We start from the raw sequence: 21,368 nt of genomic DNA, 5'->3' as shown, positions 1-21,368 counted from the left end.
AGGTCCGGTCCGCCCGCCGCCTTTCGTCGCCACGAAGGCCGCGATGGGCGCGGCCGATCCGACAAAGGAAATCGCCATGACGACCGATCGTGACGACCAGGTTTTCGATCCCGTGCTCACGACATCCCCAACCGATCACGTCCTCACTGAACTCCAGCTTCACGGCTATCGCCCGTTCCAGGACGAACCGGACCCCAGACTACTGCCCGAAGCGCGCACCGTCGCCAACGCCGTCGCCGACATCTTCGACGCCCTGATCGCGACACTCAGCGACACCCGCCTCGAACCCGATCTGGAGAACCTGCTGTGGGGCAGCGTCAATCTCTTCCACCGCGCCACCGAACGGATCGAACGCGAGCTCGACGGCAACGAACTGGCGCAAAAGCGCAGCCAGAAGGATCAGGACGGCTCAGAAATCCGCTCGGTCGAACTGGAACGGCTCATCGCCGAGGGCATGACCCTGATCGAGCGGCGCAACGCCATCGAGCTCTTCCGCGAGCTGGCCATCGAGCAATTCGAAACCCACACCGGCTCACTCTGGCGGCCCCGATCCGGATCGCTGGTCGACCATCGCGCGGTCACCGCAGCGATCATCGACTCCAGGGATTTTCTGGCCGCAAAGCGTCGTGCCGATACCGAGGTGCTCGTCCCGGTCGGACCCAAGATCGCACTCACCGGAGGCCTCGACTTCGATGACTACCACCTCATCTGGGATCGTCTCGACAAGGTGCATGGCAAGCACCCCGACATGGTCCTGCTGCACGGCGGCTCGCCGAAAGGCGCCGAGTTGATCGCCGCCAAATGGGCGACGAACCGCAAGGTGCCGCAAGTCGCTTTCAGGCCGGACTGGACGAAGCACGCCAAGGCGGCACCCTTCAAGCGCAACGATCTCATGCTGACGTTGATGCCGATCGGCGTCATGGTCTTCCCGGGTACCGGCATCCAGGATAATCTGGCCGACAAGGCGCGCAAGCTCGGAATTCCCGTCTGGCAGTTCGGCAATGGCGGCGCGTAAGCGCCGCCACGGCCGACAAGAAATTCTCGGTCCTGACCCGACAAGAATGCCCGCATCAAATGGTGCTCGTTCAAGATCTCATGTCCCTGACTCGGAACCGCGCAGCGCCACTGTTGCTTCCCAAGGACAATGTCCGAACGATGGCACTGCGGCTCGGTCATGCCGATCAGCACCAAGGAGTTGACGTGCGATCGCGTCGAGAGGCCGACGGCGGCAGGAGCGGTCAATCCGCTGGAGCCGCGCCGCGATCTGTTCACCGCCCTGACGCGTTGATCGCCTCTTGATTGGAGATTGCATTGCCGTCGCCAGCCGAGAGCTCGGCATCACCCGTTCCGACGGTCTGCTCGGGTCCACTGTCGCGCGGCGTTCGACCAAGGCCAACCTTCACAAAGAGATCCGGAGCCTTCGTCCGATCGTGATCGGGGGTGAGCCTTGCTGCGAGAGCCAGACGATTGCTGCGGCCGGCCAGCCATCATCGGCTGTGCTTGGTGCGACCTTGAGCCAGTGCTCTCCCGTGAGTTGCAGATGCCCTCGTCCATGCGGGCCTTTTTTGCTGGCGGATCACGCGCCACAATACGCTCGCTGCGCTCGCCGACCTTTGCCCTGCAATGGCTTGATCGCGATCTTCTTCCCCTGCCGCCAAGCGGCGGCATTCCTCGCGAGACAACAAGATCGCTCGACGCCATCCTCCGCTGTGCTGCGGGCCTGACGGCTGCAGGTCGGTCGTTGCGGCTCTCACTGACCGCCATCAAGGCCGCGATGGTCGCGGGCTTGAAACAAGCAACAGGAGATCACCATGGCTCAGATTGGCACCTTCACCCGCGCTGAAGACGGCTCGTACACCGGCACCATCAAGACGCTCTCGCTCAACATCAAGGCGCGCTTCACCCCAGCCGAATCCTCCGAGAATGAGAAGGCTCCCGACCTGCGCGTGCTGGCAGGCAATGTCGAGATTGGAGCCGCGTGGCAGCGCACCTCGAAAGAGAAGACCGTCTACCACTCGGTGAAGCTCGACGACCCCTCCTTCCCGGCGCCGATCTATGCGAACCTCGTCGCAGTCGATGACGGCTACGCGCTGGTCTGGTCGCGCTGAACCGAGCATCACGGCGCCTCGCCCCTCGCGAGGCGCCGCAGCTCTTCTACCTCGCGCGGCACGCCGCGAAGATGCGCCTTGGCGAACTCTTTCGACCGCATCCGCCATGTCGCCGGCCGGGCAAAGTGCATGGTCCATCGCACCTTGCGCCGGACACGGCGGCGTGGCGCGCGATGACCGCACCTTGTGCTGAGGAGCCGCAGGATATTGCCGGCGAGCCCAGCATGGGGTCCTTGGCGCAGGACGTGGCGCGGCCCGAAGGCCAGGGGCGTCCGCCCAGTGAAACGGAGCGGCTTCAAGCGAAGGTCGCCGCTGCACGGCGCCAGCCCGCAATGATGCGGCGCTGAGACTACGGGTCAGGCGTTCTCACCCGCCCTGGCGATCCGCTCTGCGAGCACCGAGAGCTGCCGTCTGAGCCTCCGATCGGTAATCTGCTGAAATGCCTCGAACATCCTGACGGCGTCCTTGTCCACATCGGCGGTCAAGATTGCCGGCAATTGAGCGCCTTGCGATTTCAGTTGCCTCTCGCCGAGCAGGAAGCCGGCCGAGACGCCAAAAATGTTGGCGAACTTGAGAAGCCTTGTCGGGTTGACCTGGTTCTTGCCCTGTTCGTACTTCTGAATCTGCTGGAACGTGATCCCGAGCTTGCCGGCCAGTGTCTCCTGGGTGAGTCCCTGATGGAGACGCAGGCTCCGGATACGGGCACCGATAGCTGCGTCGATGGATTCGTCTTTCCGTTTCGCCAATTCAGAACCCCAATATAGGGAAAGGAACAAGTCCCAGTCATCGAACCAGACTTAACTATGATGTCAACGCGCTGTTTCCGAAACCGGGCGCGCAGCCGTCCATCAGAGCTCTGACGCTCGCATTCGTGCCCTCTCGATCAATTCTTCGGCTTGCGTGATGCATACCGAAACATCCGTGGCATTTGGATCGGGGTTCATCGCGGCGCGGCGCAGATGAGCGGCGGCCAGCTCGATAAACAAGAGGATATAGCGAAGGTCCCGTCAAACACGCCTCGGTATTTCGTCGCCCCGGCCTGGAGTGCGAAGTAGAGCCTCGGCGACGGCCGGCGCGTTCTCGGGCCTGGGATTGGGTTGCGACGAGATCGGCTTCCGGAATTTCGCGACGTTCGACATGAGCGTTCTGCCGTATCGACCGGTTTCGCAGGCTTGCGTTGCGGTCGAGATTAGAGAGTTGCGGGTTAGCGTCGGGTTAAACCCAGCGTTGTTGACACTAGGAGGCATCTGCCGGGATGTGAAGTGTGAAGAGACGCCCCGATCGGATCGTGCATGTGCCACAGCGACGCCTCCGAGGTTTCAACAGGGCGGCGCATCGGGCCGATTGCTGGTCTCCCGGGCCCTCCTGGCGAATTCGGCCTCCACCAGCAATTCGTGGACGAGAACGCGGGCGAGCCGGTCAGGCATCATTCGCCCACGCTCGGCGATGCGTTCTTTCTCCCCCACGACCACGACGAGCTTGTCGCCGACGATCCGATATCCGCATTGATGCCGCTCGCCACGGTAGATGTAGTCGAACGGCACGACGTTGCCGTCGTCTGTTGCCATCATCACTCTCCCCCAAAGCCATAGTCACGGAATCGAACTGCCTATCCGATTGCGGCGATACGAGCTTCGCCCGACGCAATCTTGCCCGACAGAATTGCATGTTTGGCGCAGTATAAAGCTCATCCTCGATCACGAAACCTCGGTCGCAAGCCACGGCATGAAGTCTGTGCGGCAACGTTCCGCGCATGAAGGTTGGTACCAGCTTGTCTGGCGTTGATTGACGTAACGGGGCGCGACCCAACAACATCGTCTTGCTCGCAAGAGTATACGCCGCCAACGCTATACGCTTAGACGTGTATTATACGTTAAAGCGTGTAGCGCGACTTCCTCGCAAATGCATCATCCTGATGGATGAGGCGGCGAAACCCTGCACATACGAGACGGCTGCTTGCCCGCAATCTCCGTCGGCTGCGAAATGAGAAATCATGGTCGCAGCACGATCTCGCCGATGAGGCGGACGTTCGCCAGGCACTCGTCAGTGCGTTGGAGGTCGCCAAAGCCAATCCCACCCTGGAATCGCTGGACCGGATTGCCGCCGCCCTCGATGTGGACGTGGCGGATCTGCTTGCGTCCCACATCGGGTCGAAGCGATCGACAACCTAGCACCGCCATTCTTCCGGCGCCCGCGCCTCGCGATGCGAGGCTGCCGGCAACGAATCTCTGCAGATGAACTACGGGAGTCCCGCGCGCTCCCAGATCGTTCTTGTGAGCAGAGCCATCAGAGCAGTTTGCCGAGATCGGCGAGCACCTTGCCGGGCTTGCCAGGGAACCGGCTTCCTTCAAGGTAAGCAGCCGCTCAAACCCGGGCTGAAGAGATATCCGGCGCGCCCCGCAAGATCGAACTTTCTGGTGCGGCTCTCGACGAGACGGGCAGCCGCTAGGACGTTCAGGTCTATTGTGCGTGCCAGCATCGCAGGTACGCCATAGAGGGCCCGCCGACCGTCTTACATCAATCCGGGGGATTGAAAATCCGATCTACGAGCCGTCTTATGCGCACTCGTTGGGAGTGAATCGCGCGCGAACCATGACGAATGAAGACCATCGCATCTCGCCCAGACGCCGAGTGCTGAAATCGGGGACTATTGAATTTTCCGGCAGCGCACTCCCGTGCACGGTTCGCAATCTCTCTGAAACAGGCGCGGCCATCGAGATCAATAGTCCGCTGTGGTTTCCTGAACGGTTCACGCTGGTCATCGACAGCGAGCAATTGCGCAAACCGTGTCAGATCGCGTGGCGCAAGGAGAGACGGGTCGGGGTCATCTTTGTGGTAACATAGGACCACAATTTTCGATCCCTTCGTCAAGGCTGCTGCAGCGCTATTGTATTCGTCGCGCTCGCCTTTCGCTGTCTTGAGCTCACACGAGACTAGCGCGCGGCTCCGCTGAACTGGTGGACGACTATCACGACGCGCCGCTAACCGGTGCTGGAGTGTCGGTTCTGGACGGCGGCATTCAGCGCCTCGATCGTCTGCTGTAGCCGCACAACGATCGCGCGCTCGTTTTCGATCGTCTGCCGAGTGGCGTCTGCCGAATGTACGCCGACGGCCATCCTCAGCGTTTCGCCGGCCTCAAGCCGCCGGATGCGGTCGTTCGTCAAATCGATCAGATCTTGAAGTCGCTTCTTCCAATGCGAGGGCATGCTTGCAATCTCTGCGGGTATCATCCCATAACTTGCTTGCGGGACCCCTAACAAATCGTTTTGCCTTGCCCGCAACTCACACCCCCGAAAAATCCCAACTTGACCTCTCTGAAATCGGACGGCACACCCGCCAAGCGTTCTGAATGTAATGAATTCCCATGCCCAAAGACGCAAGACACCGCCAGGCGTGGAACCGGCATGGTCAACAAGGGCATGAGGACGCTGAAGGACACAAGAACCTGATGAAGTCTTTTCTCGCCGTTGTTGCGCTCTTCGCTCTGACGGCCCCGGCCAGCGCATTCTACACCGAGTGCACAGTCTCGAAAGACATCGAACTCGCGAACCGGCCTGACGGCCAAACCGAGCCGCGCTACATGCCGGTCAACAAGGGCGACAAGGTCGCGGTCCGCGATGAGTACCAGGATTGGTGGTTCGTCATGCATAGTAGCGACGGCAGCACCGATTATGGTTGGCTCCCGAAGAAAGTCTTGACCAGGTGCAAACAGATGGAGGGAACGCCTTAGGCCAGGCCAACCGATCAACCAGCAGAACCCCGGCGGCACTTGAGGTGCATACGGAGCCCGGGCGCTCGCATTGCACAGGTTGACCCATGGTTCTATGACTAGAGGCAAATGGGATCAGATGCACATAGCCACAGCACGACCTACATCCGTGAAAACCTCGACCTCAACCTGGTGAATGGCCGATATGCCTCGGGCCTGGTTCGCGAGCTCACCGAGATGTACGACGGCCGTACCGACAACGTGTTTGCGATCTTTGATGAAATAGCCGGCCTCGAGGGCCATCCCATCGCACGTCCTAGCCTGACCAAGCCGCCGTCGCGGTTTGCAAAGTCGCCGCTACAGGGGCTGTGGCACAAGCACTACCATCAATCCGCTTTTATTCCGACGAATGTCGTAAATCACTGGCGCGCAAACGGCTTTGCCGATCACCTCAAAGAGACGGCGGCCAAGATACCAATTGCCGATGACAAGATGATGGGCTTCCTGCTGCACGAGTTCGTCATCTCGGGATACCGCGATCGTAGCCAAGCCCGACGATTGACGGGCGAATGGATTATCTACGCCCGGCAAGACGACAGAAATACCTACCTTACGTTGGGTATCCACGGTGATGATCACGCCATCTATGAAAGGGTGCAGGCCTGCGCGAACGAGTTTCCGGATCTCGAATTGATGCGGCGCCTTTAGCAGAACTCCGCGGTCCAGACCTCATTACACACGGACACCGTCCATGAGCTACGATGCTTTGAATGCCGCGATCGATCGGTTCTTCCGATGTTACTTCAACCAGCTTCAGGCGCCGGATCCCGACACGTTGCTCAATTTCCTGAACGCGCTTCACGGGTTGAATGACAAGCTGAAGCACGAATCCGGTCGGGATCTTTTTGGGTCCTCGGATTTCATTGCGCTCAAGGCGCTGCGCAATCTCTTTCATCATCACCTTGAGCTGGTGCACGAGGCCAGGATCATTCCGGTCGAGGAGCTGCCGGCAATGACCACGGATCTGATCGTCGTTTGTCTCGTCCCGCGCTCACTCGTCGAGCGCGCGGAACGCGAGACTGACCGGCGGCATCGCGATCAGGTCCGCTCCGCGTTTACTACGTTCAAGTGGTATGGAGACGTCGCGAACATTCAGCCCTGCATGTTCAATGTCGCGGTGGACTTGTTCGAAGCAGTTGCGGATCTCGACGTTGCCCCAGTCTCGGAGGCATACAAGGCCTTCGAGGGAGCATATCAACTTGACAAAGAACGGGGCCTGCCACATCGCGTCACGGGCGACATCTGGTGCGCGGCCGGATCTGTCGGCGAAATTCTTCAAACTGTTCTTGGCCAGCGCTCCGGTCGCCCCGCTCAGCGGAATGCAAGCAAGATCGACAAGTGACTATCTGTTGTCACGGATCCGCCGAGGACCACAGGGGACTGCACGATCGTCAGGGGCGCGATCATGCCTGACACTCACTTTCGCCTTGCGCGTCGAATACTCGTCTATTCCGCCTGGGTTCTCGCGTCAGCTTTGATCTAATAGATAGATCTCTGCCCCGCCAAACGAGCGGACCTTCTCGGTCTATTCCGACTTCCGCCGCACGCTTCGGGCCCGGTTCATAAACGCGAGAACGTCTTCGTTCGCTCGACGACCAGCGCCCTCAGCCGGCTTCGCCGAGCCCGTCATTCTGCCTCGGTCTCCGGCGTTTTTGGTGGTATGGGAGGAGACCGCGGACCGCTTCTGCTCGGCAGCCTTCGCGGGGCCTGGCCTTACCTCTTTTCCGGATTTGGCTCGAGGCGGGATGGATGTGGCTGACCCGGCGGGGCGGCCCATCTCTCCCTCGGTTTCGGCGCGCTTGCGCCAAACCGTCGATGACAGCGTACCGACGCTCAAGGGCTTGCCGTCTCTGCCGGTCACGCCGGCGGCGGTCAGAGCCCGGATCATGTCCGGCCAGCTCATGCCCCGCCGTGCGGCGGCCTCGAACCAGGCATAGTGTTCGGCAACAAGCTTCGACAGCTTTTTGCGGCCCCCACCTGGGAGATGGAAGTCGTCGGCCATTGCATTTAGCCTGGCCTCTAGCTCTTTGTTGCTGGTCATCTCAAAGCCTCATCGAACCAGCAAGAAATAGGAAGCCGCCCTAGGCTCTGCAATCCTCTGCAAAACAATGCAGATCGAAGCAGAGAGATGCAGAAGTTTGCAGAACTCACACCTGTGCATCTGTGGATGACACCCACATGGCAAGAACTTTTTTGATGGGACGGCTCTCCGGAGAACGATAACGCTAAAATGGATGATGAAATCGGGCTAACGCCCCGGCGGTCGTGGTCTTCAAGGAGACATGATGATCGCGGCCAAGGAGATCATCACAAGGGTTGGATAGCGGCGTGGCACTTGATAGTCGACTCGCTTCACTTCCTGCTACTGGGTGCCATCGGCATCGTCGGCCGATCCGAGGCCTCGCGAAGTCTATAGAACTGGAGCGCGGTCTGAGCTGTCTTCACCCGCATTCGGGAATAGCTGGCAAAATACTGATCCGCTTCCGGCTGGGCAACGGCCTGCCCACACGCCTGGAACCTGATCAGGGCCAGGGTTGTGTTCCAGGACAGTCCGGCGGCTCTCGCAAACAGCAGGATTTGCTCATGGCGGCCTTGTGCGAGCGCGCGTTCGACCGTGCCTATCGGAAGGTCGCACATCAGCGACAGTGCCGCGGCGACTCCGTCGAAATTCTCCTCCCTCACGAGTTCATCGAGGACGCTCTCGTCGAGATTGTCGCTGGAATGGAGGTCTTTGAGATAACCGCTCAGAAGACGGAAGTCGGAGGACCCGGCCCGGGCAACCGCCTGCACGTGTTCCGAGGCGAGAGTGATGGCTGCACGGATCGAGCCGACCTGCAAAGGATTTGCAGCCTCGAGCTGCAATCTCAGGCCTTCGGACGCCTGTCGGAATAGCCTGACCATCTGCTGGCGCGGAATATCCCGGCGAGCCCAAATGGAGAGCGCAAGGGTATCGTCCGATCCGGCCTTTTCGACGAGGCTGGAGACACCAACTGGAGAGAACCGGCTGCCGGAATTGGTTGCGGTACTGACCAGCACCGCCCGATTGCCGCGCGTGATGAGAACGTCCGTCAAGCCCTCTTTCAGCTCGCGACGTTTCGAGATCGCGAGCAGATGGTCCTGGCTCATTGTCTCGGCGTTTCTGATCAGGTCTTCGTCGCTGAGGCGCTCCGATCGGGAAAGAACGGGGCCGGCGACTTCGATCGCCCTATCGAAAGCCAGCAGGCGCATGACGTTGCCCGGGGCATCGGCTGCGTCGGCCAGCCGGTTGCCAAACTGAGCCCGGGCCGCGACCTCGACGCTGTCGACCAGCCTGGTCATGACCTCATCGAAGAGGTCTATCTCCGCCGGGGAGTGCGTCCCGGAACTGCAAAGAAACAGATCGGTCACGCGCTTGAGCATGTCGGCTCGCCGCGCAAGGCTCTTGCCTGACACGGCATCTTCGAGCTGGTCTATCAGACTTTCCTGGGACTTCATGCCAAACTAACCGGTCCTTCCGACAAGGCGCTCAGGCAACGATTTCGGCATGCGACTGGCGGCCCTCGCTCAGGAAATCGCCAAGGGGCATCGGTCGGCCGATGAGATAGCCCTGCGCAAGATCTGCTCCGGCAAGCGACAGCTGATGCAGCTGCTCATGTGTCTCGACGCCTTCGGCCGTTACCGAGATGCCCAGACCTCGCGCCAGAGCAATCGTTGAGGCGACAATCGCCGAGCTTTCGCGTTGGCTGGTCATGCCATGCACGAAGGACTTGTCGATCTTGATCCTGTCAACCGCTTCAAGCATCAGCTGGCGGGTCGCAGAATGCCCGGTCGCGAAATCATCCAGCACGATCGAGACCCCGATGTTTTTCAGCTGGCGCAACGTCTGGAGATATTCGGGCCGATTGTCCAGCAATACGAATTCAGTGATCTCCAATTCGAGCCGCCAGGGGCTAAGCCCGGATTCCACCAACGCACAGAGCACCAGGTCGAACAGGTTGCCACAGTTGAACTGATGGGCCGACAGATTGATCGCAACCCTCAGGTTCTCGGGCCAGGCCGCAGCATCCCTGCAGCCTTGCTGCAAGACCCATTCCCCGAGCGTAACGATCAAGCCCGTTTCTTCGGCCAGCGGTATGAACTGATCCGGCGAGAGCATGCCGCGCTCGGGATGATTCCAGCGAATGAGCGCCTCGGCCCCGGTCACCCTGCGAGTCTTCAGGTCGAGAACGGGCTGGTAATAGAGCTCGAACTCCTCCCGCTCGATTGCACGAGTTAGTTCGCTCTCGAGCAGCTTCTGATGCTCGACCACCTCCGTCATTTCGGCGTCGTAGATCCGGAAGTTGTTTCGTCCCCCTTCCTTGACCGCGTAGAGGGCCAGATCCGCCTTCTTTATCAGCTCCGTTCCGTCGCGGCCCTGCTCGGGACACAGCGCTATGCCGATGCTCGTTCCGACACTTGCGATATGGCCGTCGAGTTCAAATGGCCTGCCGATAACGTCGATGATCCGCAGGGCGAGCGAGATCACCGGCTCATGGACTGCAGCGTCGAGGTTCTGGATGATCGCGAATTCATCGCCGCCGAGGCGCGCAACGAGGTCGTGTTCGCGAATTTCGGAGCTGAGACGGCTCGCCACCTCCTTGAGCAATTGGTCCCCTGCCGCATGGCCAAGCGTATCGTTGACCGCCTTGAAGCGATCGAGATCGAGCAGGAAGACGGCGGTATTCCCGATTGCGCCGGACTCGGCAGTGACCCGCTCGAGCTCGCTGACGAAACAGGCGCGGTTCGGCAGGCCGGTGAGCGGATCGTGGGTGGCAAGGTAGGCCACCTTCCTCTCGTTCTGCCGTCGCTGGGTGATGTCTTCGTGAGAGGTGAGCCAGCCACCGTCCGACAGAACGCTGCGCGAAATCGACACCGTGCGGCCATCGGCCAGATCCAGGATTTCATGGACCTTCTTGATGTTGACGGCGCGGTAGACGTCGGTCGCAATCGCGAAATTCGTCCCCTGCCTTTTTCGGCTCTCGAGAATCTCCTGCAGCGTGGTGCCGGGCTTGATCTCCTCGGGTGTGAGTTTGTAGATTTCTCCATAACGGGCATTGGCCACGATGACCCGCTGGTTGGCATCGAACAGGCAAATGCCCTGGGGTACGTTTTCGACGGCGCTCTCAAAGCGCTCGTTGGCGCGTCGAAGCTCCGCTGCCTGCTCGGAAACTTCTTCCGTCCGTTCCTTGATTCGGTGTTCAAGTGTTTCGTTTGCATCCCATAGCTGATGCTTTGCGAGCTCCAGCTCGTGGATGTTGTTCGACATCGTCCGGAAAACGAAAAGATACAGGAAGGGAAAGACGATGACGACCAGAGACGAGGCGTCGACCATGGCCTCGATAAGCCGATTGTCGACGTGAACGAATTGGAGGCCGAACATGATGGTCAACTCACCGACAAACACGGTGAGTATCAGCATCCAGAGTAGTCGAAAGGCGGTCATTGGCGTCTCAACTTAGTGCAGGAGGGGCGGAATCGCGTCCCGATTATTAGAAATCGCCTAGCCGTTGATGCCCGTTGAACGGCGGTTCAGGCCGCTGAAAAAGCCGAAGGAGATATCTGCCCTCGCACACTTCTGTGACGGTGGCGGTAAACGCGGCGGCGGGCATGGGGCCGTTTCCTTCTTATCGCTCTTCGGTGCGCGCTTTCTCCGCGCTCGCCGTTAATAGCTATCGGCCATGCACTTATGTTCGGCTAACAACCGTAGTTAACTCTTGTTTAACCAAGGCGCTCGGCAACGAATGACTTACGAAATACAGGAGAGGTTTGCCAAAATGTTCGTCCCAACCCCCGTCATCATGGTACTGCACGACCCGGAAAGGCCCAGCACACCAGCGAGCAATTCCAGCGCTTGATTGTGAACAGGCGTCTAAGATTGACCCCTCTGCCGCTCAATAGATCAATAGATTAGCTCGCCGATCGGCGTCGGGACCCCACGCCGATTGACAGCCTGGCCGGCAAACTACGTATCAGCCGCGCTCGCGCCGTCTCCGCAACCCTGACCAGCTCCGACGGCGCGAGCGCTACCGTCGTGCCGTTCGGAAAGTTTAAAAGGTGATTGACAACAATCCGCAATTAAAGGGCCGAATGACATCCGTGGCCGTGATCGCGTCGCATGGGCCTTTACCTTTGCTGCCGCCGCCTACAATCTGGTTCGGCTGCCAAAGCTGATGGCAGCGGCCGGCTGATGGCCAAAGTGCCCGGCCGCGCGAAGACCCTCGGCCATCGTCGCGATCGACAGAGACCGAAACGCCTAATTTGCAACCTCGGCCGAGTTCTTCAACAGCCTGCTAGATGCGCGACACTTCAGAGAGTCACAATTGAAGGGCTACTTGCAGATAATCGCCCCGAGTGAGCTATGGGCGAAAGTTGGTGACGGCATAAAGGGGTAAGGCGGCGTATCGTGGGGGTGCTTGACGCCTCCACTTTCCATCGAAGGAAGATACGCCGTGACCGACACTAACGTTTTTCAATTTTCTCAGCCAGGAAGTTTCGCGGACCCGCTGACCGAGGTTTTGCGCAACGGCGCGCGAGCGCTGCTGACGCAGGCCGTGGAGGCCGAAGTGGCGGCTTTGCTCGGCAGGCACGCCGATAAGGTTACCGATGATGGCCGCCAACGGCTGGTGCGCCACGGCCATCTGCCCGAGCGCGAGGTCATGACCGGCATCGGCCCGGTCGCGGTGCGCTGCCCGCGGGTGCGCGACCGTGTCGGCGAGGGCTCGGAGCGCATCCGCTTTTCGTCGGCGATTCTGCCTCCCTACGCGCGCCGGTCGAAGAGTCTCGAAGTGCTGATCCCGATCCTCTACCTCAAGGGCGTTTCCACCGGCGACTTCGAGGAGGCGCTCGTTGCGTTGCTCGGCAAGGATGCCGGCGGGCTCTCGGCCTCGACCGTCGGGCGGCTCAAGGAGGCCTGGTCGGAGGAGCACGCGCGCTGGAGCAAGCGCGATCTGTCAGCCAAACGCTACGTCTACTTCTGGGTCGACGGCATCCATGTCCAGGCCCGGCTCGAGGACGAGGCGCAATGCCTGCTGGTCATCATCGGGGCCACGCCCGAGGGCAAGAAGGAGCTCGTCGGCCTCATCGACGGCGTGCGCGAGAGTGCCCAATCCTGGAGGGAGCTGCTCCTCGATCTGAAGCGGCGCGGGCTTGCGACGGCGCCCGAGCTCGCGGTTGCCGACGGCGCGCTCGGCTTCTGGCAGGCGGTCGAGGAGGTGTGGCCGAAGACGCGCGGCCAGCGCTGCTGGGTGCACAAGACCGCAAACGTCCTCAACAAGCTGCCGAAGAGCCAGCAACCGAAAGCCAAGCGGGCGCTGCAGGAGATCTGGATGGCCGAGACCAAGAAGGATGCGCTGGCAGCCTTCGACGCCTTCGTCGAAACCTGGGGCGTCAAATACGACAAGGCAGTCGAGTGTTTGACCAAGGATCGCGACGCGCTGCTCGCCTTCTACGACTTCCCGGCCGAGCATTGGAAGCATCTGCGCACCACCAACGTCATCGAAAGCGCGTTCGCGACCGTGCGCCACCGCACCGTGCGCGCCAAGGGATGTCTGTCGAACAAGACTGCGCTCGCTATGATCTTCAAGCTCGCCGAGGCCGCCGAGAAAAGCTGGCGTCGTCTCGATGGTCACAACCAGTTGCCGAAACTCATCCTCGGTGTAAACTTCGCCGACGGAATCGAAGTCGTCAGATCGCAAGCTCAATCCGCTGCCGCCTGACCCCGTCCGTCACCAAGATTCGGCGATAGCTCGCCCCGAGTCGTTTCAAACCATTGCCGTTGTCGTATGTTCCGGCGGAACGAGGTCCGGAAATGGAGGCGAACCCAACCGGACCTCGTAATCGACGCCCTGTGTTGGGAGAACAGGCCGCGATCCCGATCAAAGTAGAACGCCTTATGTTGATAACAAGTATACGTGGATTCGCCTACACACCCGCGTGGCTCAGAAACCTTACAGGAAGCTTACAAGCACCGGTTTATCATTGATGGCCTAGACCGCCAGCCCTTGCCGAAGTGTCGCGGCTTGGCGATTCGAGCGATGGTGATTAGGGCAATAAAGGGACCGTACGAGCTTAGTCATTACAGGGAGCGTAGTAGCGCTTCATCAGCCGATGACCGGCGCCGAATGCGACAAATTCCTCGTGAAGGCAGCTATCACGTCGTTTGAATCTCTGCTCGCCATCGCACCGCAGGTTCTCAAAATGGAGCCGAACCGTCCGCGCATGGTCGAGATAGGTTGCGAAGTAGTGCGCGGCCTGGATACGTCCGCGACAGCTATGGAGTAACACGTTTCGAACGTCGGGAGGTAGCCGGTCGATATGATCCGGATTCCATGGCTCGTCGTGTGAACTTGAGCTTCCGAGAGCCACCGCGAGGCCTTGAAAGAAGGCTACTTCAATCAACAGGCAGGTTGCGAGCAAGAAGAGCAGGTGTGGCTTTCGTTTGCGCATTGGAGCACCGTAGGGCCACTGATTTGAACGGGGCGAATGCTATCAAACATTGCGGCATCAGTTGAGAAGAAAAATCAGAATTGTGCATGCAGGCGCGTGGCGACGATCGAGACTGGCCCGCGGTCACGGTTATAGGCCGGATTGGCGATGAACTGATAGTCGAAGCTCAGCATCCAGGTAGCGATCGGAAGCGTGTAGTATACTTCCAGGATCTTCTCCGCGCCCGGATGCGGAAGCCGCCCATCGCCGATCAATGCGCTGTATCCACCGACCGCGAAATAGGCCTGGTGCACCGCGGAGATCATGTTGCGAATTCCGGCGATTCCGAGCGTATCGTTCGGCCTGTTCCAGAATTTTCCGGAGATCGAGGCGCCGCCGGCGAGCGTGGCGTCGGCGTCGGTGAACGCGTAGGCCTCGAGCCTGCCGGGCGTGTAGCCGGCCCGCGCGAACAGGCCCACGCCGGGAATGACCTGCTGCTCGACATTGCCGGCAACGCCGAGCTTGCTCGTGTAGCTGCGCACGAGCGAGAGGTCCGGCGGCGCGCCCGTGAGGTTGGCGAGGTTGACGGCGTCCTGGAAGTTGCCCATCCGCGCACGGGTCAGATAGCCGGTCACAGCGATCTTGCCGGGCTGGTTCAACAGGCTGTAGCGGCGCTCGATCTCGCCGACCATCTGGAATTGTCCGAAGGCCGGATCCAGATCCGTGCTGTTCGGAACCGCGGGGCCGTCGAATGCGCCGGCGCGGAACGTCCACGCCCCGGTGTACCATTCGGCTGCGACGCCATATGTGAAGGCCCACGCATCGGCCGCGTAGTCGAATGCACCCGTGGTGACCAGCGTCCAGTTGAGGAAGTCGCCGCGGGGGTCGTGGGCGTACTTGTTGGAATCGAAGATATCGACGACGCTGAACTTGCCGACCGTGAGTACGAGACGATCGCTGGTCTGCGAGCCCGCGAATTGCGTGAGCCCGGACTCGACTTTCTGCGCCTCGCCGCCGAGATCGATCGTCTGCCGCAGAAACGCGCGCGGGATCCTCGCATAGGGATAGGTGGCCCCGACCTTGTAAGCCTCCGCGCTGGGGAAGCCGGCCACGCCGAACGTGCCGTTGAGGCCGAAGCCCTGGTCGATCTCCGGGTTGATCCAGATTTCGGCGCCGTCCCAGGGGCGGAAGCCGACATAGAGGTCCGCGTCGAAGGTCTCGCGCACCTGATTGGGGGAGAGGCTGTTCTGTCCGGCATAGGGCGCGCGAAACGACAGCGCGTACTGGGTGACGATCGTCGTCTGTCCATGGACGGCGAAGTTGTCCGTCTCGGCAGGTGAAATGCCCTTGACCGCGATATCGGTGCGCGCGGGGTCGGGCCCGAGCTGATAGTTCAGCCCGACCTGGACCCGCTGCACCGAGAGATTGGAGTTGAGCGACTCCGCCGATGCGGCGAGGCCCTTGCGATGATCCCCGAATTCCGAGGCGAGATATTCGACCTTGGCCGTCCAGTGCGGTGCGATCGGCACCTCGGCCCCGATGCCGGCGGCCCAGCCAAGACGCCATGTCAACGCCGTATCGACGGTGCCGATGCCGGCGTTGCCGACCAGCGGCGTACCGGTAAGCTGCGTGCGCTCCAGCCGGTCGTAGGACCAGGCAAAGCCCGCGGTCGCATAAAGCAGCCAATGATCGAAGGCGTAGCCGAGCCTGCCGCGTGCCGTTCCCATGCCGAGGACCGTGTCGCGATAGCTGGCCGTGCCGCCGGAGGCGGACGTCACCGTTCGCTCACCGGCAATCGTGTTGGGGGCCGAGAAATCCGTCTCGACGCCGAGCACCACGCGCGACGGCAACATGACATTGTAGCCGGCCTGCAGGCCGAACAGATAGCTGCCGGTGCCCTTGAAGGCGTCATACGAGTTGAACAGGCGGGTCGATCCACTCGCCGTCGACAGGGCGTCGCTTGCGCTCCAGCCTGACCAGCCGTACGCGTATCCGAAGTGTCCGCCCAGATAAAGGCCGGTCCACTCCGCAACATCAGGCTTCGGCGCCTTGGTCGGATAGGACTCGGCCGCGCCGGCCGCAACGGGCATGGCAAGGGCGAGTCCCGCGACTGCGCTGGTCAGACATATCCGCTTCATTTCGCTCAAGAGCCTTATCCAAGGTCGTGCTTTAACCAGCGGAGAAACCTCTCGCCGCTTCCTGCATTCGCGCGTGACAAAGTTGCAACTATGGCTTCATCGAATCTGTCGAAGACGGCTCATCGATCGTGGTCGAACCTAGAAGTTGGAATTGAAGCGCAGCTTCAAATCCGATGATGACAACGGCCCCTCGGTCTGATCAAGAGCCAGCCGAGCCGCCAGACCCCGCCGCTTAAGCGGTAGGCGCGCTTCGCGCCCGCCAGATCGATCAAACCGGCGAGATACAGTTGCTGAGAACTCAGCAGTATGCCGCGAGCGAGGCGGATCAAGGCGCTTGCGGCATAGCGCGTGACGCGATCTCCGATGCGCTCCCAAACGTGGCCGGTTCGCATGATCCCTCCCTACAGCCATTGATCGAAGCGGCGGATGTAGAGCCGCTTGATCAATTGTGTGAGCAGGCAGTAACTCAGCAGGATTGCGACCAGGATCGGGAAATATGCCTCCGGCAACGGCAACATTCCGACGTGTGCACCGAGCGGCGAGAACGGCAAGTAGATGCCGATCGCCATGATGCTGGCGGTGAGCAGAATCACCGGCGTGGCGGCCCGGCTCTGGATGAACGGGATGTGTTGGGTCCGGATCATGTGCACGATCAGCGTCTGCGTCAGCAGGCCAACCACGAACCAGCCGGATTGAAACAGCGATTGCTTCTCGATCGAGTCGGCTCCGAACACATGCCACATGACGATGAAGGTCGCGATATCGAAGACAGAGCTGATAGGACCGATGAACATCATGAAGCGCGCAATTCCGCTGGAGTCCCATTTCCGGGGTTGCTTGAGATAGTCCTCGTCCACGTCGTCCCACGGAATCGAAACCTGCGAGATGTCGTAGAGCAGGTTTTGGATCAGCAGTTGGATAGGCAGCATCGGCAGGAACGGCAGGAAGATGCTCGCAACCAGCACGCTGAAGACGTTGCCGAAATTCGAACTCGCCGTCATCTTGATGTACTTGATGATGTTGGCGAACGTCTTACGTCCCTCGATGACCGCCTCTTCGAGCACGAGGAGGCTCTTTTCCAGCAGGATGATGTCGGCCGATTCCTTCGCGATGTCGACGGCGGTGTCGACCGAAATTCCGACGTCGGCGTCCTTCAGGGCCGCGGCATCGTTGATGCCGTCGCCGAGGTAGCCGACGGTGTGGCCCTTGCTCTGAAGAGCACGGATGACGCGCGACTTTTCCATCGGAGACATCTTGGTGAAGATAGTGGTGCGCTCCGCGGTATCGGCGAGCTCGGCATCGGACATGGCGGCCACGTCCTTACCCGTCACGGCCTTGTCGACGGCAAGTCCGACCTCCTTGCAGATCTTGCGTGTCACTACCTCATTGTCGCCGGTAATGATCTTGGTATCGACACCGTGCTCTCTGAGCGCGGCGATCGCTTCGCGTGCCGTCTCCTTGGGAGGATCGAGAAACGCCACGTAACCCGCGAGGACGAGGTCTTGCTCGTCAGAGACGGTGTAGGTGCGATCTTCGGGTGGCAACGCCTTGTAGGCGACCGCCAAGGCCCGCAAGCCATCCTCGTTCAGGTCCCGGGTGATGGCGCGCACCTCTCGCCGCATCTCGCTGGTGAAGGGCACTATTCCGTCAGGAGTTGCTGCGTTATCATCGGCGGAGGTGCATAGCGCGAGCACTTCCTCGATCGCCCCCTTGCACACCAGAAGATTCTTGTTTCCGTTGCGGACGATGACCGACATGCGGCGGCGCACGAAATCGAACGGGATTTCGTCGACCTTCCGATAGTGCTGAAGCTTGCCGACCAATTCGTCTTGCTCAGCGTATTCGAGGACGGCCACGTCGAGCAGATTCTTCAGTCCGGTCTGATGGAAGCTGTTCAGCCAGGCGAGCTCCAGCACCTGGCTGTCCTCGTTGCCGTGAATGTCGAGGTGCCGCTCGAGGATCACCTTGTTTTGGGTCAGTGTGCCGGTCTTGTCCGTGCACAGAATGTCCATCGCACCGAAGTTCTGGATGGCGTTGAGCTTCTTCACGATGCTTTTGCGGCGCGCCATCATCACCGCACCCTTGGCGAGGTTGGCGGTCACGATCATCGGGAGCATTTCCGGGGTCAGGCCGACCGCAACGGAGACCGCAAACAGTAGCGATTCCAGCCACGCGCCCTTACCGAGCCCGTTGATGAGAAATACTAGCGGGGTCATCACCAGCAGAAAACGGATCAGCATCCATGAGACTCTGTTGATGCCAATATCGAAGCTGGTGAGGGGACGGCCGCCGACTATGTCCCGTGCCATCACACCGAAGTAGGTGGCATCGCCCGTTGCCACGACGACGGCCGTCGCTGTGCCGCTGACAACATTCGTACCCATGAAGCAGGCGGTCTCCAGCTCCAAAGCGGCTCGACCCGAGCTTGCGGGCTTGGCGGCTGGGGGAACGGAATATTTCTCCAGCGGGATGGATTCCCCCGTCAGCATCGCCTGGCTGACGAACAGGTCCTTCGCGGTCAGCAGTCGCACATCCGCCGGCACCATGTCGCCTGCCGACAGATAGACGATGTCGCCGGGGACCAATTCGGAAATCGGCATCTCTTGCGGGCGCGACATGCCGGCACGCAGCACCGCGGTCGTCGAGCTTACCATGGCTTTGAGCTCTTCGGCCGCCTTGTTCGATCGGAATTCCTGCCAGAAGCGCAAGAGCGTGCTGAGCAGCACCATGGAGATCAGGACGATGATCGTTCTGAACGAGCGATCCTCCGGCGCGGCGAAGATCACGTCGGAGAACACCGATACGATGCTGACCGTGAACAGTACGCCATTGAACGGCGTCAGGAACGCGTGGAAGAGTTGCTGATACCAGGTCGGCGGCCTCTCATGCGTGACCTCATTGGGGCCGTACTGCTCCTGCCGCGCCTCGACTTGGTCCTCAGGCAGGCCGCTGCGTGTAGTGTTCAGCTGCGTGAGGGCGTCCTCAGGCGCGCACTCGGCGAGCCCCGTCAGCAGGGTGGACGAGACGTGCTTGTTGCGGCGCGGATCGCGGCCGGTCAGGACATGCTTTGCTTCGATATTCATGGCAGATGACTCGTCGTTTCGAGCGATAGTCCGGATGCTGGCTCGCAGACGCGGCAAGGCGTCCCCGCCGCGTGCGGCTTAGCGCGGCGGCAGATTTCGGGATTAAGATATTGGGAAAGAGGCGGGCTAGGCGGCGCGACGCAAGGTATCGCTGCAACTGACGCCCTCGTCAGTTGCGGCGCTGCGGTCCATCACCCAGCGACATTCCGGCCGATTGCTCACTGGGTTGGTATGCCAAATCATGATCGGCACCACGCGATTGGCCGCCCGCGGTGCGTCGGCGCAGCGGTGATGTTCAGCCCGGCGATCCTGGATGACGATGTTCGCCTGACCCATGTGGAGTGCGGGCGCGGCAACATTGCCGCGAAGAAAGACGATATTGTTGATACTCATGGCTCACCTCCGGACCGGCCCAACGGTCCCGGAAGGCGAGCAGACAGGACGCTAGGCCCGGCGCGTGCTCGCCCGGCGGGCAACGCCGGGAGCAGTCCCAGTTGACTTGCTTAGTGTCCGACGGAGCCGCCTCGGCCCCACCGGACAGCGACTAGGGTAGCTGTCCATCTCTCGTTTCGGTTGGTTTGAAATGAGCTCGGAAGTCCGAGGTCATGTGGTCCGAATGCTCCCACACCACGCGGCTGTCAAGCAAAAATCGCCAATTTGCAAATCAGGAAACCAGGCCATTCCGCTCGGGGCCACCGAGCTTATCTCGCGTTTTACCTGACGTGTAGCGGCATCTGAACTCGACGTCAGCGTATCAGCGCTTGACCGTGGGAAGCCGTTTGGCTTGCGGCGGAGCCCGACTACCTTTCGGTAGAGCAACGACTGGATTTGCTGGCGGGACGGGGCCGCCCAACGAGGTCTGCCTAGCCGGACCGCCAACATGGGATTGCGCCGTGGATGATCCTGTCCACGCCCCAATGGCTCCGCATAGCAGAAGAAAAGCAGTAGCAGCTCTCATTCTCACACCTCAACCAGCAATGTGATCTCTTAAATGGTCGATACCCTTCATCGCTTCATCACCGCAATAGCGATCCCGATGATCACTGCAGCAAGCACCCAGCCCCGAACCGGCAAGCCCAAACGACGGTGTCTCGAACCAACCACTCGCCCGTGCCACAGGCTCTACTCCGGTCGGCTGGCGCCAACCTTGACGAAGATGCGAGCGCCAGTTCCTCACATTGATTACCGAGCCCGCCTTGCAGATGAAACCGCTACCAAGAGCACTTAGCCATTGATACGTGCATCGCCAACCAACTTTTGAAGCGACACGTCCGTTCGCGACGGAAAGGCGCGCAGCGCGGAGACTATTCCAACTCGAACACAACCCCGAGTCGTCGCTCAACACGCCATGCGACGCGACAGGTCCGACGAAGGCCTTCGCTCCCGACGATCAGCGTAAACCTATCGGGAAACCATAACGGGGAATTAATCTCTATGGCTGCTCCGGTTTGAGAGATATTCCTCACCGTGCATGGCAGGGCGTCGCCGGAGAACTCAATGATCCCCGATTTGAACACCCGACGTCTCGATGAAGATCGATGCTCGTCCATGTAGCGCAACAGTCCCCCTGTGCTAAGCGCCGCCGAGGCGGACTATGGATTATGCTCTCTGACGCGCAGGATATGGCTTCTTGGCGCGCTCAATTTCGGCCATCACCGCTTGCCGATTGGCAATGCCTGGGAGAATAACCTCCGGCTGTGCGACTTGCGACAAGGTCGGGCAAAATTCTGGCTTGTCCACCCAGCGCGTTCCGGCCAGTTTGGGGCAGGCGCCGTTTATGATCGTCCAAGCCACGCCATCCGGCGTCCTCACGATCGAGCTGCAGTTT

19 protein-coding genes are annotated in these 21,368 nt (G+C 60.6%); 8 read left to right on the top strand and 11 right to left on the bottom strand.

Going from position 1 to position 21,368, the window contains the following annotated elements:
* Window positions 1–76: 76 nt before the first annotated feature.
* Both JQ621_RS23960 and JQ621_RS23955 read left to right on the top strand, forming a co-directional pair.
* Window positions 77–1,015 carry a DUF2493 domain-containing protein gene (locus JQ621_RS23960; protein WP_188102901.1) on the top strand — a complete coding sequence of 313 codons (939 nt, stop codon included), beginning with the start codon at window positions 77–79 and terminating at the stop codon, window positions 1,013–1,015.
* A 796-nt stretch (window positions 1,016–1,811) separates the two neighbouring features.
* Window positions 1,812–2,108, top strand: a complete 297-nt coding sequence (locus JQ621_RS23955; RefSeq protein WP_188102899.1) for a DUF736 domain-containing protein — start codon at window positions 1,812–1,814, stop codon at window positions 2,106–2,108.
* 356 nt (window positions 2,109–2,464) lie between these two features.
* Here JQ621_RS23955 and JQ621_RS23950 read toward each other — a convergent pair whose 3' ends face one another.
* Together JQ621_RS23950 and JQ621_RS23945 are read right to left on the bottom strand one after the other, a co-directional pair.
* Complete coding sequence (locus tag JQ621_RS23950; protein WP_188102897.1) at window positions 2,465–2,854, bottom strand: helix-turn-helix domain-containing protein; 390 nt, start codon at window positions 2,852–2,854, stop codon at window positions 2,465–2,467.
* Between the two features lie 573 nt (window positions 2,855–3,427).
* On the bottom strand, window positions 3,428–3,676 hold the full coding sequence (locus tag JQ621_RS23945) for a hypothetical protein (RefSeq protein WP_188102895.1): 249 nt from the start codon (window positions 3,674–3,676) through the stop codon (window positions 3,428–3,430).
* Between the two features lie 351 nt (window positions 3,677–4,027).
* Here JQ621_RS23945 and JQ621_RS23940 point away from each other — a divergent pair, with 351 nt between their 5' ends.
* Both JQ621_RS23940 and JQ621_RS23935 read left to right on the top strand, forming a co-directional pair.
* Entirely contained in the window at window positions 4,028–4,279 is a 252-nt protein-coding gene (locus JQ621_RS23940; RefSeq protein ID WP_188102893.1) for a helix-turn-helix transcriptional regulator, read from the top strand.
* A gap of 421 nt (window positions 4,280–4,700) precedes the next feature.
* A complete protein-coding gene (locus JQ621_RS23935; RefSeq protein ID WP_188102891.1) occupies window positions 4,701–4,952 on the top strand; it encodes a PilZ domain-containing protein in 252 nt (83 codons plus the stop codon).
* A 137-nt stretch (window positions 4,953–5,089) separates the two neighbouring features.
* Here JQ621_RS23935 and JQ621_RS23930 read toward each other — a convergent pair whose 3' ends face one another.
* On the bottom strand, window positions 5,090–5,314 hold the full coding sequence (locus tag JQ621_RS23930) for a hypothetical protein (RefSeq protein ID WP_188102890.1): 225 nt from the start codon (window positions 5,312–5,314) through the stop codon (window positions 5,090–5,092).
* 158 nt (window positions 5,315–5,472) lie between these two features.
* Between JQ621_RS23930 and JQ621_RS23925 the strand changes: the two genes are divergently transcribed.
* The 3 genes from JQ621_RS23925 to JQ621_RS23915 all read left to right on the top strand — a co-directional run bounded on the left by JQ621_RS23925 (window position 5,473) and on the right by JQ621_RS23915 (window position 7,219).
* Complete coding sequence (locus JQ621_RS23925; RefSeq protein ID WP_188102888.1) at window positions 5,473–5,838, top strand: hypothetical protein; 366 nt, start codon at window positions 5,473–5,475, stop codon at window positions 5,836–5,838.
* Window positions 5,839–5,946: 108 nt separating this feature from the next.
* Complete coding sequence (locus JQ621_RS23920; protein ID WP_188102886.1) at window positions 5,947–6,525, top strand: hypothetical protein; 579 nt, start codon at window positions 5,947–5,949, stop codon at window positions 6,523–6,525.
* A 43-nt stretch (window positions 6,526–6,568) separates the two neighbouring features.
* Window positions 6,569–7,219, top strand: coding sequence for a hypothetical protein (locus JQ621_RS23915; protein WP_188102884.1), 651 nt, complete (start codon window positions 6,569–6,571; stop codon window positions 7,217–7,219).
* 183 nt (window positions 7,220–7,402) lie between these two features.
* Here the strand turns inward: JQ621_RS23915 and JQ621_RS23910 are convergent, their stop codons facing one another.
* From JQ621_RS23910 to JQ621_RS23900, 3 genes are all read right to left on the bottom strand, one after another.
* Complete coding sequence (locus tag JQ621_RS23910; RefSeq protein WP_188102882.1) at window positions 7,403–7,918, bottom strand: hypothetical protein; 516 nt, start codon at window positions 7,916–7,918, stop codon at window positions 7,403–7,405.
* A 311-nt stretch (window positions 7,919–8,229) separates the two neighbouring features.
* Entirely contained in the window at window positions 8,230–9,351 is a 1,122-nt protein-coding gene (locus tag JQ621_RS23905; protein WP_212237246.1) for a DUF2336 domain-containing protein, read from the bottom strand.
* A gap of 31 nt (window positions 9,352–9,382) precedes the next feature.
* Window positions 9,383–11,338, bottom strand: a complete 1,956-nt coding sequence (locus JQ621_RS23900; protein ID WP_212237244.1) for a putative bifunctional diguanylate cyclase/phosphodiesterase — start codon at window positions 11,336–11,338, stop codon at window positions 9,383–9,385.
* A gap of 1,006 nt (window positions 11,339–12,344) precedes the next feature.
* On the opposite strand from JQ621_RS23900, the gene JQ621_RS23895 reads away from it, so the two are divergent.
* Entirely contained in the window at window positions 12,345–13,610 is a 1,266-nt protein-coding gene (locus tag JQ621_RS23895; protein WP_212237242.1) for an IS256 family transposase, read from the top strand.
* An 804-nt stretch (window positions 13,611–14,414) separates the two neighbouring features.
* Here JQ621_RS23895 and JQ621_RS23890 read toward each other — a convergent pair.
* The 5 genes from JQ621_RS23890 to JQ621_RS23870 form a co-directional block, all read right to left on the bottom strand.
* Entirely contained in the window at window positions 14,415–16,457 is a 2,043-nt protein-coding gene (locus JQ621_RS23890) for a carbohydrate porin (protein ID WP_212237427.1), read from the bottom strand.
* Between the two features lie 164 nt (window positions 16,458–16,621).
* Window positions 16,622–16,849 (bottom strand): hypothetical protein, encoded by a 228-nt coding sequence (locus JQ621_RS23885; RefSeq protein WP_212237240.1) that lies wholly within the window; start codon window positions 16,847–16,849, stop codon window positions 16,622–16,624.
* 9 nt (window positions 16,850–16,858) lie between these two features.
* Window positions 16,859–19,540: a magnesium-translocating P-type ATPase gene (gene mgtA, locus JQ621_RS23880; RefSeq protein WP_212237237.1), complete on the bottom strand. Its 2,682-nt coding sequence runs from the start codon at window positions 19,538–19,540 to the stop codon at window positions 16,859–16,861.
* 126 nt (window positions 19,541–19,666) lie between these two features.
* Window positions 19,667–19,933 carry a hypothetical protein gene (locus JQ621_RS23875; protein ID WP_212237235.1) on the bottom strand — a complete coding sequence of 89 codons (267 nt, stop codon included), beginning with the start codon at window positions 19,931–19,933 and terminating at the stop codon, window positions 19,667–19,669.
* Window positions 19,934–20,844: 911 nt separating this feature from the next.
* Window positions 20,845–21,090 (bottom strand): PilZ domain-containing protein, encoded by a 246-nt coding sequence (locus tag JQ621_RS23870; RefSeq protein ID WP_212237233.1) that lies wholly within the window; start codon window positions 21,088–21,090, stop codon window positions 20,845–20,847.
* Window positions 21,091–21,368: the final 278 nt, after the last annotated feature.

It is taken from the genome of Bradyrhizobium manausense (assembly GCF_018129685.1).
GTDB classification, from domain to species: domain Bacteria; phylum Pseudomonadota; class Alphaproteobacteria; order Rhizobiales; family Xanthobacteraceae; genus Bradyrhizobium; species Bradyrhizobium manausense_D.
This window is presented reverse-complemented; position numbering and strand designations above follow the sequence as displayed.

Coding starts and splice junctions, on each gene's coding strand:
- JQ621_RS23960 (WP_188102901.1), top strand. CDS start 77: ATGACGACCGATCGTGACGACCAGGTTTTCGATCCCGTGCTCACGACA.
- JQ621_RS23955 (WP_188102899.1), top strand. CDS start 1,812: ATGGCTCAGATTGGCACCTTCACCCGCGCTGAAGACGGCTCGTACACC.
- JQ621_RS23945 (WP_188102895.1), bottom strand. CDS start 3,676: ATGGCAACAGACGACGGCAACGTCGTGCCGTTCGACTACATCTACCGT.
- JQ621_RS23940 (WP_188102893.1), top strand. CDS start 4,028: ATGAGGCGGCGAAACCCTGCACATACGAGACGGCTGCTTGCCCGCAAT.
- JQ621_RS23935 (WP_188102891.1), top strand. CDS start 4,701: ATGACGAATGAAGACCATCGCATCTCGCCCAGACGCCGAGTGCTGAAA.
- JQ621_RS23930 (WP_188102890.1), bottom strand. CDS start 5,314: ATGCCCTCGCATTGGAAGAAGCGACTTCAAGATCTGATCGATTTGACG.
- JQ621_RS23925 (WP_188102888.1), top strand. CDS start 5,473: ATGCCCAAAGACGCAAGACACCGCCAGGCGTGGAACCGGCATGGTCAA.
- JQ621_RS23920 (WP_188102886.1), top strand. CDS start 5,947: ATGGGATCAGATGCACATAGCCACAGCACGACCTACATCCGTGAAAAC.
- JQ621_RS23915 (WP_188102884.1), top strand. CDS start 6,569: ATGAGCTACGATGCTTTGAATGCCGCGATCGATCGGTTCTTCCGATGT.
- JQ621_RS23910 (WP_188102882.1), bottom strand. CDS start 7,918: ATGACCAGCAACAAAGAGCTAGAGGCCAGGCTAAATGCAATGGCCGAC.
- JQ621_RS23905 (WP_212237246.1), bottom strand. CDS start 9,351: ATGAAGTCCCAGGAAAGTCTGATAGACCAGCTCGAAGATGCCGTGTCA.
- JQ621_RS23900 (WP_212237244.1), bottom strand. CDS start 11,338: ATGACCGCCTTTCGACTACTCTGGATGCTGATACTCACCGTGTTTGTC.
- JQ621_RS23890 (WP_212237427.1), bottom strand. CDS start 16,457: ATGAAGCGGATATGTCTGACCAGCGCAGTCGCGGGACTCGCCCTTGCC.
- JQ621_RS23885 (WP_212237240.1), bottom strand. CDS start 16,849: ATGCGAACCGGCCACGTTTGGGAGCGCATCGGAGATCGCGTCACGCGC.
- mgtA (WP_212237237.1), bottom strand. CDS start 19,540: ATGAATATCGAAGCAAAGCATGTCCTGACCGGCCGCGATCCGCGCCGC.
- JQ621_RS23875 (WP_212237235.1), bottom strand. CDS start 19,933: ATGAGTATCAACAATATCGTCTTTCTTCGCGGCAATGTTGCCGCGCCC.
- JQ621_RS23870 (WP_212237233.1), bottom strand. CDS start 21,090: ATGGACGAGCATCGATCTTCATCGAGACGTCGGGTGTTCAAATCGGGG.